The sequence below is a fragment of the Mesorhizobium sp. WSM3866 genome (assembly GCF_002294795.1).
GTDB lineage: Bacteria > Pseudomonadota > Alphaproteobacteria > Rhizobiales > Rhizobiaceae > Mesorhizobium.
In genome coordinates, this window is sequence record NZ_NSGC01000001.1 from 255730 (window position 1) to 268633 (window position 12904).

General features: G+C 64.5%; 13 protein-coding genes. 3 read left to right on the forward strand and 10 right to left on the reverse strand.

The genetic code is table 11. The features are described 5' to 3' along the window. Positions 1–23 precede the first annotated feature (23 nt). From CK222_RS01260 to CK222_RS01275, 4 genes are all read right to left on the reverse strand, one after another. Positions 24–1187 (reverse strand): acyl-CoA dehydrogenase, encoded by a 1164-nt coding sequence (locus tag CK222_RS01260; protein ID WP_066996076.1) that lies wholly within the window; start codon positions 1185–1187, stop codon positions 24–26. Between the two features lie 4 nt (positions 1188–1191). Next, complete coding sequence (locus CK222_RS01265) at positions 1192–2319, reverse strand: carnitine 3-dehydrogenase (RefSeq protein ID WP_095799136.1); 1128 nt, start codon at positions 2317–2319, stop codon at positions 1192–1194. Between the two features lie 2 nt (positions 2320–2321). After that, complete coding sequence (locus CK222_RS01270; protein WP_095799137.1) at positions 2322–2945, reverse strand: HD domain-containing protein; 624 nt, start codon at positions 2943–2945, stop codon at positions 2322–2324. A gap of 95 nt (positions 2946–3040) precedes the next feature. After that, the gene (locus CK222_RS01275) at positions 3041–3958 is read right to left on the reverse strand and encodes a 3-keto-5-aminohexanoate cleavage protein (RefSeq protein WP_066996067.1); all 918 of its coding nucleotides are present in this window, start codon (positions 3956–3958) and stop codon (positions 3041–3043) included. Between the two features lie 128 nt (positions 3959–4086). Here CK222_RS01275 and CK222_RS01280 point away from each other — a divergent pair, with 128 nt between their 5' ends. Then, positions 4087–5067, forward strand: coding sequence for a GlxA family transcriptional regulator (locus CK222_RS01280; RefSeq protein WP_095799138.1), 981 nt, complete (start codon positions 4087–4089; stop codon positions 5065–5067). Here CK222_RS01280 and CK222_RS01285 read toward each other — a convergent pair. The 3 genes from CK222_RS01285 to xylA form a co-directional block, all read right to left on the reverse strand. Next, on the reverse strand, positions 5048–5821 hold the full coding sequence (locus CK222_RS01285; protein WP_095799139.1) for a TIGR01458 family HAD-type hydrolase: 774 nt from the start codon (positions 5819–5821) through the stop codon (positions 5048–5050). The two genes, CK222_RS01280 and CK222_RS01285, sit on opposite strands and share 20 nt — an antisense overlap. A gap of 74 nt (positions 5822–5895) precedes the next feature. Further along, positions 5896–6099, reverse strand: a complete 204-nt coding sequence (locus tag CK222_RS01290) for a hypothetical protein (RefSeq protein WP_095799452.1) — start codon at positions 6097–6099, stop codon at positions 5896–5898. A 185-nt stretch (positions 6100–6284) separates the two neighbouring features. Next, a complete protein-coding gene (xylA, locus tag CK222_RS01295) occupies positions 6285–7610 on the reverse strand; it encodes a xylose isomerase (RefSeq protein WP_095799140.1) in 1326 nt (441 codons plus the stop codon). A gap of 110 nt (positions 7611–7720) precedes the next feature. Between xylA and CK222_RS01300 the strand changes: the two genes are divergently transcribed. Further along, complete coding sequence (locus CK222_RS01300) at positions 7721–8077, forward strand: nuclear transport factor 2 family protein (RefSeq protein WP_095799453.1); 357 nt, start codon at positions 7721–7723, stop codon at positions 8075–8077. Positions 8078–8274: 197 nt separating this feature from the next. Here CK222_RS01300 and xylB read toward each other — a convergent pair whose 3' ends face one another. The 3 genes from xylB to CK222_RS01320 form a co-directional block, all read right to left on the reverse strand. Continuing rightward, positions 8275–9729 carry a xylulokinase gene (gene xylB / locus CK222_RS01310; protein ID WP_095799141.1) on the reverse strand — a complete coding sequence of 485 codons (1455 nt, stop codon included), beginning with the start codon at positions 9727–9729 and terminating at the stop codon, positions 8275–8277. An 82-nt stretch (positions 9730–9811) separates the two neighbouring features. Beyond that, positions 9812–11137 carry a tetratricopeptide repeat protein gene (locus CK222_RS01315; RefSeq protein ID WP_095799142.1) on the reverse strand — a complete coding sequence of 442 codons (1326 nt, stop codon included), beginning with the start codon at positions 11135–11137 and terminating at the stop codon, positions 9812–9814. A gap of 110 nt (positions 11138–11247) precedes the next feature. Further along, the gene (locus tag CK222_RS01320) at positions 11248–11871 is read right to left on the reverse strand and encodes a LysE family translocator (protein ID WP_095799143.1); all 624 of its coding nucleotides are present in this window, start codon (positions 11869–11871) and stop codon (positions 11248–11250) included. 232 nt (positions 11872–12103) lie between these two features. On the opposite strand from CK222_RS01320, the gene CK222_RS01325 reads away from it, so the two are divergent. Then, entirely contained in the window at positions 12104–12871 is a 768-nt protein-coding gene (locus CK222_RS01325) for a L,D-transpeptidase (protein ID WP_095799144.1), read from the forward strand. Positions 12872–12904: the final 33 nt, after the last annotated feature.

Genomic DNA, 12904 nt, shown 5'->3' on the forward strand with positions numbered 1-12904 from the left:
TCCCGGTTTTGGCGGATCATGCTCTAAGCCCCGAACGGGCGCAGCAACGCCCGCGAAATAATATGTCGCTGAATCTCCGAAGTGCCTTCCCAGATGCGCTCGACGCGCGCGTCGCGCCAGATGCGCTCCAGCGGCAGATCGTCCATCAGCCCCATGCCGCCATGGATCTGGATCGCCTCGTCGGCCACGAAAGCCAGCATCTCGGTAGCCTTCAGCTTGGCCATCGCCATGTCCTGATCGGTGACGGTGCCCTGATCGTACTTCCAGCCGGCTTCGAACACCATCAGGTCGGCCGCCTTCAATTCCGTCGCCATATCGGCGAGCTTGAACGACACACCCTGGAACTTGCCGATCTGCTGGCCGAACTGCTGGCGCTGCGCGGCATATTCGATGGCATGCGAAAGCGCGCGCTCTGCGCGGCCGAGGCAGGTGGCGCCGACCTGCAGGCGCGTGGCGCCGAGCCACGAATTCGCCACCTCGAAGCCCTTATGCACTTCGCCGAGCACCTGGGAAGCCGGCAGCCGGCAGTCGTCGAATTCGAGGATCGAGTTGGTGTAGCCGCGATGCGAGACGTTGCGGTAGCCGTCGCGCACCGTGAACCCTTTGGTGCCCTTATCGACGAAGAAGGCGGTGATCTTCTTGCGCTTGCCGCGCGGCGAATCCTCTTCGCCCGAAGCCATGAATACGATGGCAAAGTCGGCGATGTCGGCGTGGCTGATGAAGTGCTTGGTGCCGTTGAGCACCCAGTCCGAGCCGTCCTGGACCGCGGTCGCCTTCATGCCGCGCAGGTCGGAGCCGGCGCCGGGCTCGGTCATCGCCAGGCAGTCCCACTTTTCGCCGCGGATGCAGGGGAAGAGATATTTTTCACGCTGCTCCGGCGTGCCGGCGAGCAGGATGTTGGACGGGCGCGCCACGCAGGTCCAGTGCAGCGCGTAATTGGCGCGGCCAAGTTCCTTCTCGTAGAGCAGCCAGCTCACCGTATCGAGGCCGGCGCCGCCGACATCGGCCGGCATGTTGGCGGCGTAGAGCCCGGCCGCGATCGCCTTCGCCTTCAATTCGTCGATCAGCTCGCGGCGCAGTTCGCCGGTGCGTTCCACCTCGCGCTCATGCGGGTAAAGCTCGTTCTCGACAAAGGCACGCGTCGTCTCGACGATCAGTTTTTGTTCTTCCGAAAGACCGAAATGCATCGCCTCAGCCCTTCTTCTTGCTTGTTTTCGCCTTGTAGGCCTTTGCGGGCTTCTCGGCCTTTGCGGGCTTCGCCATCTTCTTCGCCGGCTTGGCGGCCTTTGCTTTGTCGCCTGCCTTGGCGGCCGGCTTCGCCGCCAGCTTGGCCAACTGCCTGGTATAGTCCTTGTGAAGCGCGCCGGCGCCCCAGCCCTTGCCCTTGTTCTGCTTCGACAGCGCATCCATGATGGCGACCAGATTGTCGTCACGGATCTTTTCAAGCTCGCGGATCGAGAGGCCGTTTGCCTGCTCGTCCGACTGCGTGGCGATCAGGTCGACCAGCTCGTCGTTGAACTCCGGCACGTCCATCAGCTTGGTCCACGGCCATTTCAGGCAAGGTCCGAACTGCGCCATGAAGTGGCGCATGCCGGCTTCGCCGCCGGCGACGCGGTAGACCTGGAACATTCCCATTTGAGCCCAGCGCAGGCCAAAGGAATAGCGCATGATGTCGTCGAGTTCCTCGACGGTGCAGATGCCGTCCTTGACCAGCCACAGCGCCTCGCGCCACGCGGCCTCCAGGAGGCGATCGCCGACGAAGGCCTCGATCTCCTTGCGCACCACCACCGGCTTCATGCCGATCGAGGCGTAGATCTCCTTGGCGACCTCGATCGCCTCGGGAAAAGTCTGCTGGCCGCCGACGATCTCGACCAGAGGCAGAAGATAGACCGGGTTGAACGGGTGCCCGACGACCAGCCGCTCCGGGTGCTTCTTCATCGCCACCTGCATGTCGGTCGGCTTGATGCCGGAGGTGGAGGAGCCGATTATGGCGTTGGCCGGCGCATGGGCGTCGATCTCGGCCAGCACTTTGTGCTTGAGGTCGAGCCGCTCCGGCACGCTCTCCTGGATGAAATCGGCATCCGCCACTGCGTCGCCGATCGTCTTGGCGAAGGTGAGCTTGCCTTCTTTGGGCAGGCCGTCGGGCAGCATCTGCTTGTAGGCGCGGCGTGCGCCCTTCATCACCTCGCCGACTTTGCGCGACGCCTCGGGATCGGGATCGAAGATCGAAACATCGATGCCGTTCAAGAGCAGGCGCGCCACCCAGCCGGCGCCGATGACGCCGCCGCCGATGGCGGCCGCCTTGTTGATGATGCTCATGGTCAGGCTCCGGTTCTGGTCTTGGCTGTTTCGGGATCGGAAAGCGGCACGCGCACGCCGGCGCGGATCACGGCCGGGTCGTAGGCCTTTCGGGCGAAGACTTCGAGCACGAAGGGCCGGAAGAACTCGATCGGCAGCGTCTCGTAGTCGGGATCGAAGCTCGACTGGTCCCAGCGCTCGCAAAACTGGTCGCAGTCGTCGAAATAGAGATGGCCGGCGAAGCGGTCGCGGGCATGCTGGTTGCCGCCCAAATGATGCGCGTAGTAGAGGCGCTGGAAGTCGCCGTGCTTTTCCACCACCCAGGTGCATTGCTCGCGCACGAACGGCTTCAGGATGGTGGCGGCATATTCGTCATGATTGTAGGGCGCGTAGATGTCGCCGATGTCGTGCAGCAGCGCGGAGACGATCCAGTCAGTGTCGGCGCCGTCCCGCCAGGCGCGAGTCGCCGTCTGCAGCGAATGGCCGAGCCGGGTGATCTTGTAGCCGGACAAGCCTTCGTCGAGCTGCACCAGCGCGGTAAGCAGCCGATCCCCCGTCTTGGCGGCATAGTCGATCTCATGGGCGGTCAGGAATTCATAGTCTTCCTTGTCGCCGTCCTTCATCGCGGTGAATTTGACGGTAGCCATCTCGACCTCCCGCTTTTCAATGTTGTTTGAGCATGATCTTTTCCGAACCGCAGGTCAGCGAAGCAAAAACCGGTTCCCACTTTTAGGGGTCATGCTCATGCCGCGATCGGCGCCCGCTTGGTGAGGTTGAGCTTCTTGCGCACTTCCTCCGGTCCGAGCACGCGCGCACCGAGATTGGAGACGATGCTCACCGCGCGCTCGACGAGCTGCGCATTGGTCGCCAGCACGCCCTTGTCCAGCCACAGATTGTCTTCCAGCCCGACACGGACATTGCCGCCGGCCAGTACCGCCGCCGCGACATAGGCCATCTGGTTGCGGCCGATCGAGAAAGCCGACCAGTTCCAGGTCGACGGCACGTTGTTGACCATCGCCATGAAGGTGTTGAGGTCGTCCGGCGCGCCCCAAGGCACACCCATGCACAGCTGGACCAGCGCATCGGGCTTCAGCACCTGCTCCTCGACCAGCTGCTTGGCGAACCACAGATGCCCGGTATCGAAAGCTTCGATCTCGGGCTTCACGCCGAGCGCCGTCATCATGCCGCCCATGGCGCGCAGCATGCCGGGCGTATTGGTCATCACATAGTCGGCTTCGGCGAAATTCATCGTGCCGCAATCAAGCGTGCAGATCTCCGGCAGGCACTGGCGCACATGCTCCATGCGGTTGGTGGCGCCGCCCATGTCGGTGCCCTTCTCGTTAAGCGGCAGCGGCGCTTCCGGCGAGCCGAACACCATGTCGCCGCCCATGCCGGCGGTGAGGTTCAGCACCACGTCCACGTTCGCTTCGCGGATGCGCTCGGTGACCTCGCGGTAGAGATGGACGTCACGCCTGGGCTTGCCGGTCTCGGGGTCGCGCACATGGCAATGGACGATCGCAGCACCCGCCTTGGCGGCCTCGATCGCCGAATCGGCGATCTGCTTGGGCGAGCGCGGCACGTTCGGGCTGCGGTCCTGCGTCCCGCCCGAACCGGTCACGGCACAGGTAATGAAAACCTCACGGTTCATCGCGAGCGGCATCGTCTTTCCTCCCAAATTCGATCAGCCATTGATGAAGCCGGAAACCGGCTTTGCTATGACGACCTGCGCCGAAGCTGGCCAAGCATGACCGACTTGCCGGAAACTGTTTTGCGTTTTACGAAGGCGCCATGACTAAAAGCGAAAAGCCGACGATCTTTCGCGCCGAGCGGGAAACGCTCAAGGTGACGTTTCTGGTGTTCTCGGGCTCGTCGATCATGTGCGTGGCCTCGGCGGTCGACCCGCTGCGCGCCGCCAACCGCATTTCCGGCGAGACTTTGTTCGACTTCAAGCTGGTCTCGCTCACCGGAGAGGCGCCGGTGACGACCTGCGGCTTGCCGGTCGCCGTCAGCGGCCGCTTCAATGCCGCCGAAGCGACCGACATGCTGGTCGTCGTCGCCGGCTTCGGAACGCAGAACTATGCGACGTCGGCGTTGCTGGCCGGGTTGCGCCGCGCGGCGCGTGCAGCCCGCGCCTGCGGCGGCGTCGAGGCCGGCACCTGGCTGGTGGCGCGCGCCGGCCTGCTCGAAGGCCGCAGCGCCACCACGCATTGGGAAGACATGGAGGATTTCTCCGCCGCCTTTCCGGGCGTCGATGTGCGCCCCGACCGCTATGTCATCGACGGGCCGGTCTTCACCTCGGGCGGTGCCTCGCCCACCTTCGACCTGATGCTGCATCTGGTCCGCACCCGGCTCGGCATGGCGGCCGCGCTCGATGTGGCGAGCGTCTTCATCTACGATCAGACGCGCGCGGCGACCGACGCTCAGCCGCTGGTTTCGCTCGGCCGGCTCGACGGCTACGATCCGCGCCTGGCGCAGGCGATCCGGCTGATGGAAGCGCATGTCGATGAGCCGCTGACCATCGATGCCGTGGCCAAGCGCGCCGGCGTCACGGCGCGAACACTCGAGAGCATCTTCCGCAAGTCCATCGGCGAGACGCCGGGTGCCTATTATCTGCGGCTGCGGCTCGCCGCCGCCCGACGTCTGGTGGTCGACACGCGCATCGCCATGGCCGACATTGCCGGGCGTACGGGTTTTTCATCAGCCGCGGCGTTTTCCAGGGCGTTTTCCCGCGCGTTCGGCGAAGCGCCGGTCAGGCTGCGGCGCGGCTGAGGATCCAGTCCACCGCCGCGCTGAGGTCGTCGACCAGCGCCGTGGGCGCCGGGTCGAAGCGTGTCTCGTCACTGGGGCGATACTTGCCGGTGCGTACGAGCAGCGCCGCGCCGAGCCCGGCGCTGAGCGCGCCGGCGACATCGCTTTCCGCGTCGTCGCCGACCATCACCGCGTCGGTCTGCGGGCAATTCAAGCCGGCAAGCGCCGAGAGGAAGAAATCGGGCGACGGCTTGCCGAGCACGACAGGGCTTCGCCCGCAGGCGAATTCGAGCGCTGCCACGAAGGCGCCGGCGTCGAGGCTGAGCTGGCCGTCTGCGTCCTTGAAGGTGCGGTTGGTGGCCAAAGCGAGAAAATCGGCGCCGGCAACCAGTTCGCGGAACGCTCGGTTTAGGCCGGCATAGTCGAAGGCCTCGCCGGCGTCGCCGACGACGACAGCGCGGCTCTTGCCGCCGTCCAGGCCGGTAAACTCTGCTTCGAGGTTGGGATGGACGAGCAGGTGAGGTTGGCGGCCATGCCTTCGCAGCCATTCGAGCGCGGCGCGCGCCGGCGTCAGCACTTCTTCATCCCTGACTTCGACGCCCAGCGCGGCGAGGTGCGCGATGATTTTATGGCGCGGCGAACGTGTCGTGTTGCTGACGAAGCGGAGCGGCAGTCCGGCCTTGCGCAAACGCTCGACCGCAGCCACAGCGCCTGCGATCGGGGTGTCGCCATCGTAGACGACACCCGCGAGATCGAGCAGCACCGCGCGTATCATCGGTGCAGGATGGAGAAACACTCTCCGTTCGTCAAACTATGGACAATAGGCCGACGGACATCGGGGCCGGAGAATCAGGCGGCGTCGCGGCCTTCGCGCACAATGCGCGAGCGCATGCTCTTGGCCAGCGCCGTTTCCAACCGCGCGGCGACCGCGCGATCCCATTCATTTGCCTCGCCGGCGACATCCTTCGGATGCGGCAGCGCCATCAGCCGATCGATGATCGAACCAGCCTCGCCGGAAGAGAGCAGGGCGTCGATTTCGCGTTCGTGCTGCATACGTTTCGCCTCCTTCTTTCCTTCCCGCCGCATGTCGACAATATACGCGATTCGTGACGGCTGTTTGAAGGCAAGAGCGCGGCGATTGAGGGGCAGCGCGGGGCAAAACCTTGTCGTGTAGGTTCATCCCGCGTGGAATGCAATTTCAGCTCTGCGGCGCTCGATTCGGGCGCCGCAGGAAAGCCTCAGACGTAGCGGTTGACGATGTTTTCAAGGAGCTCCTGCCGGCCGGAGCGCGGCTGCGGCTCGATCTTGTCCGCCACCACGCGTTCGGCGATCTCCTCCAGTGTACGCTTGCCGGAAAGCATCGCCTTGCCTTCGGCCGTGTTCCAGCCGGCATAGCGTTCGCTAAGCGGACCCGACAGCGCCTTGTCTCCGATCATCCTGGCCGCCGCCTTGAGCCCGCGCGCGCAGGCGTCCATGCCGCCGATATGGCCGATCAGCAGATCCTCCGGGTCGAGCGACTGGCGGCGCAGCTTGGCGTCGAAATTGGTGCCGCCGGTCTTGAAGCCGCCACCCTGCAGGATCTGGTAATAGGCCAAAGCCATCTCCGGCACATTGTTGGGGAACTGGTCGGTGTCCCAGCCGGACTGATAGTCGTTGCGGTTCATGTCGATCGAACCGAAGATGCCGAGCGCGTTGGCCAAGGCCAGCTCATGCTCGAAGGAGTGGCCGGCAAGGATCGCATGGCCCTGCTCGATGTTGACCTTCACCTCCTTCTCCAGCCCGAAGCGCTTCAGGAAGCCGTAGACGGTGGCGACATCGTAGTCGTACTGGTGCTTGGTCGGCTCCTGCGGTTTCGGCTCGATCAGGATCGTGCCCTCGAAACCTATTTTGTATTTGTAATCCACGACGAGGTTGAGGAAGCGGCCGGCCTGCTCTTGCTCTCGCGCGAGGTCGGTGTTGAGCAGCGTCTCATAGCCTTCGCGCCCGCCCCACAGCACATAGTTCTCGCCCTTCAGCTTCTTGGTCACGTCGATGCATTTCTTCACCGTCGCCGCCGCATAGGCGAACACGTCCGGATCGGGATTGGTGGCGGCGCCCGCCATGAAGCGCCGATGCGAGAAAAGATTCGCCGTGCCCCAGAGCAGCTTGACGCCGGTCTGGTTCATCTTGGCCGAAAAATAATCGGCGATCTCGTCGAGGCGCGCCGCGCTTTCGGAGAAATCCTTGCCTTCCGGGCGAACGTCGGCGTCGTGGAAGCAGAAATAGGGCACGCCGAGCAGCGAGAACATCTCGAAGGCGACGTCGGCCTTCAGTTTCGCGAGTTCCATCGTGTCGATGCCGCCGGGCTTGGCGAACCAGGGTCGGTCGAAGGTCTGGCCGCCGAACGGGTCGCCGCCCTGCCAGGCGAAGGAATGCCAATAGGCGACGGCAAAGCGCAGATGGTCCTCCAGCCGCTTTCCACCTACCACCTCGTCCGGATTGTAATATCGGTAGGCCAGTGGATTGGTTGAATCCGGCCCTTCATATTTGATGGTCTTGATGTCGCCGAAAAATCCGCTGCTCATGGTTTCCTTCCTCTCCAACTGCTTTCGCCGATTACCTCAGGCGTAATTGGTTTGGCGCTTCCGTGGGTCCAAAAGGGTCATGTCGAACGATCCAATGAAGGATGAAGACCATGACCGACCTCAACACGATCGCCCGCAACACCGCCTGGAACGAGAGCGATGCAGCGCGCCGCAAGGCCCTGCTCGAGGCCGTCTTCACCAGCGACGTCAGCTATCGCGACCCGATCATGCAAGGCGACGGCCACGACGGCCTCGCCGCGCTGATCGACGGCGTGCAGCAGCAATTCGCCGGCTTCCGCTTCTCGCTGAAGGGTGAGCCGGACGGTTTTGCCGACCGCATCCGCTTCTCGTGGAATCTGGGCCCCGAAGGCGCAGAATCCGTCATCGAAGGCACCGATATTTGCGTCATCGAGAACGGCCGCCTGAAGAGCGTCACCGGCTTCCTCGACAAGGTGCCGGCGCAGTGAGGCTAACTGGGTAAGGGAGGCGCGAGGCACCCCCCCGTGGCCTGCCGGCCATCTCCCCCGCAAGGAGGGAGATTGACTGTCATGCGGACCTTCGCCAGTCGCCAGCATTGAAAGAAGCGCAGCGGCGCCCAAGCTGCCAATCTCCCCCCTTGAGGGGGAGATGCCCGGCAGGGCAGAGGGGGGTGCCTCGCGCATACTCACGCGGTTACCGCCCTGATCGCCGGATAGAGCGCACGATAGCGTTGATAAGCATCTGCATACGCCCCACCAAGCCCGGCATCCGGTTCGATCGTCGCATCGGTCGCCGGCGCGGTGCAAACGGCAAGCGGATCGGCGCCGGTCGCGGCGATCAGCCCGAGACGCGCCGCGCCAAAGGCGGCGCCGAAATCGCCGTCGGCCGGGATGTCGACCGGCAGCTGCAACGCGGTGGCGATCGCCTTCAGCCAGTAGCGCGAGCGAGAGCCGCCGCCGATCGCCGTCACCCTGGTCAGGGTCGTGCCGGCCGTTTTCAGCGCCTCGAGGCTGTCGCGGAAGGCAAACGCCACGCCTTCGAGCACGGCCTGGGTCAGCACGGCGCGGCTCGATTGATGCGCGAGGCCGGTGAAGGAACCACGAATGGCCGCATCATTATGTGGCGTGCGTTCGCCGGAGAGATAAGGCAGGAAAGCCACGCCTGTCGGCGCCTTGAGCTTGTCGCCGAGCTCGCCGGTCAGGTCGCCGGCGCCTTTGCCGGTGATCTCCGACAGCCAGTTGAGCGAATCGGTGGCCGACAGGATGACCCCCATCTGGTGCCAGGTGTTGGGCAGCGCGTGGCAGAAGGTGTGCACCGCGCTTTCCGGATTGGGCAGATAGGAGGCGTTGGCGGCAAACAGCACCCCCGACGTGCCGAGCGACACGAAGGCGTGGCCGGCGCCCACGGTGCCCATGCCGCAGGCCGACGCCGCATTGTCACCGGCACCGCCGGCGACCGGAATGCCTGAAGCAATGCCCCATTTCGAGGCAAGCTCGCCGCGCAAGCCGCCAGCCTTTGCCGCGCCTTCGACCAGCGACGGCATATGCTTCTCGTCGAGCGTTGTCGCGGCGAGCAGTTCGGAGGACCACTGCCGCTTGCCGACGTCGAGCCAGGATGTGCCCGCCGAATCCGACATCTCCGAAATATGCTCGCCGGTCAGCCAGAGCCGCAGATAGTCCTTGGGCAGGAGCACCTTGGCGACAGCGGCAAAAACACTGGGCTCGTTGTCCTTCACCCACACCAGCTTCGGCGCCGTGAAGCCCGGGAAGACGATGTTGCCGGTGAGCTTGCGGAAACGCGGGTCGGCGTCGAGCGCCGCTGCCTCGACATGGCTGCGGGTGTCGTTCCACAGGATGCAGGGACGCAGCACCTTGTCCGAGGCGTCGAGCAGGGTCGCGCCATGCATCTGGCCGGAGAGGCCGATACCCTTGACCGCTGCAAGCTCCTTGGGATGGGAAGTCTTGAGCTCGGCAATCGCTGTCTGGCAGGCTTCGATCCAGTGCGCCGGATTCTGTTCGGACCAGCCGGCATGCGGCCGCGAGACGTCCAGCGAGCCGTGGCCGGACCCGACGACCGTCTGGCGATCATCGATCAGGAGCGCCTTGATGCCCGAGGTGCCCAGGTCGAGGCCGAGATACATGATTTCCTCCCGATGCCATTGATTTTTTCGGGTCTCGAAAAAATCTGGCTTGGCCAGTTCTTAAGCCAAGATCCGCCTCCGGTCAATTCTCTGACAAATCGGCCGCGCGGCGCGAGAACAGCGCCGACAGCGGGCTGTCCGGCCGCGCCAGCTGACGCTCGGCGGTCAGCGCCCGCGCCAGCGCGCTGTCACCGGCACGCAGCGCCGCCTCGATCAGCATCAGGTCGATCACGTCGCGTTGTGCATGGCTGCCGCCGAAGCGGTGCGCGATCCAGCGGATTGGCCGGATCAGGCGCACCACTTCTCCGTAGTTGCCCTCGCCGAATGCTTTGATCGCCAAGGTCAGAGGGTGGCCGACGTCGCGCGTGAATGCGGCGTTATCGTCATCGCCGCGCATTGCTTCGCGCTGCGCTTCGAGCAGGGTCTGGGCCGGCGCGTGCAGCCCGGCGCCGACAAAGGCCATCATCGCATGCGCATCGTTGAAGGCGTAATTGCCGGCGGCCGCCTTTGGCGCCCAGTTCGCCGCAAGCGCCGCCCAGCGGTCGCCGACGTCGACGCCGTGGAGATAAAGTCGCCACAGGATCGCCGAGGCGTCGACCATGTTGAGCGCCAGCGTCGAGCGGTCGCCGTAGATCGGCCCATCATAGAGCTGGAGCACCTCGTTTGTCTCGCCGAGATCGTAGTGGAACAGCGCCAGATGCCACCAATTATGGATCTTGAGGAAGCTGTCCTTCGTCCACGCCTCCGGATTGGCGCGCATCCAGGCGATGCCCTCCCTTTGCCGGCTTTGCATTTCCATGACATGCGCGACCGCGTGCTGCGCCCAGCCGTCGCGCGGCTCGATCTCGATGGCCTGCCGGCCGAAGGCTTCGGCGCGCGCATAGTCGCCCATTTCCTCCAGCCCGAAAGCCTGCATGCCGAGAACGGCATGGTAGCCCGGCATGTCCTTCTCCCAAGCCGGCAACGCCCGACCGATGCGGTCGCGCAGCATGCGCGCATTGCCGATGAAGAAGTCGATCTGGTGGCCAACCTGCAGCGCCACCGCATCGAGCGGGTTGTCGATGGCGACGTCCTCGAGGATGCGGGCGGCGTCATGCCAGCGGCCGCTGGCAAGATGGCCGAGCGCCGCGACATGCGCGCGCTCGCGCGCGGTGCCGGCGAGCGGCAGCGCCGCCGCATGACAGGTTTGCGCAACCGCCGTCGCCTCCCGCTCGGTGGCGAGGCCGAACAGGTAGCCTTTGAACACATGCGCCATCAGGAAGCTGGGCTCATCGGCGATCGCGCTATCGACGGAGCCGACCGGGTCGCCGATGAAGCACTGCAGCTCGCGGACGGCTCTGGCGTAGGACGAAAGCCCGGCTTCGGTCGCGCCTGAATGCGTCAGGCCGAATGCGTCCTTCAGCGCCATGCCGCGTCCTTTAATGCCTGCTCGTCCGGTCGAACCGATGCGATCCTAGAACATCGACCGTCGGCCCGCCAACCGGCGAGGGCTTCGACTGTGTCGAACCGGACTTCTCCTCAATTCCCCGAACGCATCGCCACCGTGGCGATGCCGGCGCCGACAAGCAATGTCCCGCCGGTGCGGTTGAAGATACGGATCGCCCTTGGGTTGCGCACGATGGCGCGCGCTCGCGAAGCAATCAGCGCATAGCCGAAGGCATTGCTGAATGCGAGCGCCAGGAAGGTCGCTTCGAAGATCAGCATCTGCGTCCAGAAATCGGCATGCCGGTCGAGAAACTGCGGCAGGAAGGCGACGAAGAACGTGATGCTCTTCGGGTTGAGCGCCGTGACCAGCCAGGCATGCGCCATCATCCTTGCCGCCGACACGGCGTCGGTGCGCGGTTCGGCCTTCAGCGCGCCGCCGGCGCGGAACAGTTTCATGCCGAGATAGATGAGGTAGCCGGCGCCGATCACCTTGAGCACGGTGAACACAGTGGCCGAAGCCGCAAGCAGCGCGCCGATGCCGAGCATCGAAAGCGTCATGGCGGTGAAATCGCCGAGCGCGACGCCGACTGCCATCGGCAGCGCCGTACGCCAGCCCTGGCCGAGCGCATAGGAGACGACCAAGAGGATCGTCGGGCCCGGGATGACGAGGAGGATGGCGGAGGCAGCGGCAAAGGCAGCCCAGTTTTCGAAGGACATTTTCCCTACTCCTTGAGCGCAAAGAACAGGATAAATCCTGGGGTATGCGAGATTGTAAAGAGGCGTTGGAGAAAATCTTCGGCGCCGGCCTGCCCCTGGCGCCTGGCCCGGACAACGCCCTGTCAGGGTTAAGTGCGGGCAAAGTTCTTTCACCCTTTTTCAACCATGACTGACGAAAATTGCAGCCATTCGGCCGGACCGTGCTTCCCGCCGACAGCGTAGGGTTTGGTGTATGCGCGAGTTGCCGCAAAGTCTGACGCCGCCTTCGAGCGGCGAAACCGTCGAAACCGAAGTTCCGCTTTCCCGCCGCGCCGTGCTTTCAGGCATGGGCGCCATGGCGCTGCTCGGCATGGCCGGCTGCAGCACCACCGACACGCTCGACCTGCCGCAATTGCAGATCGACGACACCACCACCGGATCGGTGCCGATCCGACCGGCGATCAGCGTCGACAAGAACATCACCGGTCCCGACGTGATGTATGCTGCCTTGACCGACAACGGCTTCCAGGTCCCGGCGGTGCCCTACCAGAAGGTCAAGCCGGAGTTCCGTCGCCAGATCGTCGTCGACAAGACCGGCGAAGCGCCCGGCACCATCGTCGTGCATTTGCAGGAGCGCATGCTTTATCTCGTCCAGCCCGGCGGCGACGCCATCCGCTACGGCGTCGGCATCGGTAAGGACGGCTTCCGCTGGTCGGGCCGCGCCAACATCCAGTACGGCAAGGAATGGCCGGTCTGGACGCCGCCGCCGGAGATGGTCAAGCGCAAGCCGGAACTGGTGAAATGGCAGGGCGGCCAGCCCGGCGGCCTGACCAATCCGCTGGGCGCCCGCGCGCTTTACATCTACCAGAACGGCAAGGACACCGGTTACCGCATCCACGGCTCGCCCGAATGGTGGACCATCGGCCAAGCGATGTCGTCGGGCTGCGTGCGGCTGATCAACCAAGACATCATCGACCTCTACAACAGGGTATCGAAGAAGAACCCAGTCGTCGTCGTCTGATTTTTTCGGCGGTCAGCACGGCCGCTATTTTTT

Bases quoted from the DNA above. Each gene is read 5' to 3' on its own strand.
- CK222_RS01260 (WP_066996076.1), bottom strand. From the start codon at position 1,187: ATGCATTTCGGTCTTTCGGAAGAACAAAAACTGATCGTCGAGACGACG.
- CK222_RS01265 (WP_095799136.1), bottom strand. From the start codon at position 2,319: ATGAGCATCATCAACAAGGCGGCCGCCATCGGCGGCGGCGTCATCGGC.
- CK222_RS01270 (WP_095799137.1), bottom strand. From the start codon at position 2,945: ATGGCTACCGTCAAATTCACCGCGATGAAGGACGGCGACAAGGAAGAC.
- CK222_RS01275 (WP_066996067.1), bottom strand. From the start codon at position 3,958: ATGCCGCTCGCGATGAACCGTGAGGTTTTCATTACCTGTGCCGTGACC.
- CK222_RS01280 (WP_095799138.1), top strand. From the start codon at position 4,087: ATGACTAAAAGCGAAAAGCCGACGATCTTTCGCGCCGAGCGGGAAACG.
- CK222_RS01285 (WP_095799139.1), bottom strand. From the start codon at position 5,821: ATGATACGCGCGGTGCTGCTCGATCTCGCGGGTGTCGTCTACGATGGC.
- CK222_RS01290 (WP_095799452.1), bottom strand. From the start codon at position 6,099: ATGCAGCACGAACGCGAAATCGACGCCCTGCTCTCTTCCGGCGAGGCT.
- xylA (WP_095799140.1), bottom strand. From the start codon at position 7,610: ATGAGCAGCGGATTTTTCGGCGACATCAAGACCATCAAATATGAAGGG.
- CK222_RS01300 (WP_095799453.1), top strand. From the start codon at position 7,721: ATGACCGACCTCAACACGATCGCCCGCAACACCGCCTGGAACGAGAGC.
- xylB (WP_095799141.1), bottom strand. From the start codon at position 9,729: ATGTATCTCGGCCTCGACCTGGGCACCTCGGGCATCAAGGCGCTCCTG.
- CK222_RS01315 (WP_095799142.1), bottom strand. From the start codon at position 11,137: ATGGCGCTGAAGGACGCATTCGGCCTGACGCATTCAGGCGCGACCGAA.
- CK222_RS01320 (WP_095799143.1), bottom strand. From the start codon at position 11,871: ATGTCCTTCGAAAACTGGGCTGCCTTTGCCGCTGCCTCCGCCATCCTC.
- CK222_RS01325 (WP_095799144.1), top strand. From the start codon at position 12,104: ATGCGCGAGTTGCCGCAAAGTCTGACGCCGCCTTCGAGCGGCGAAACC.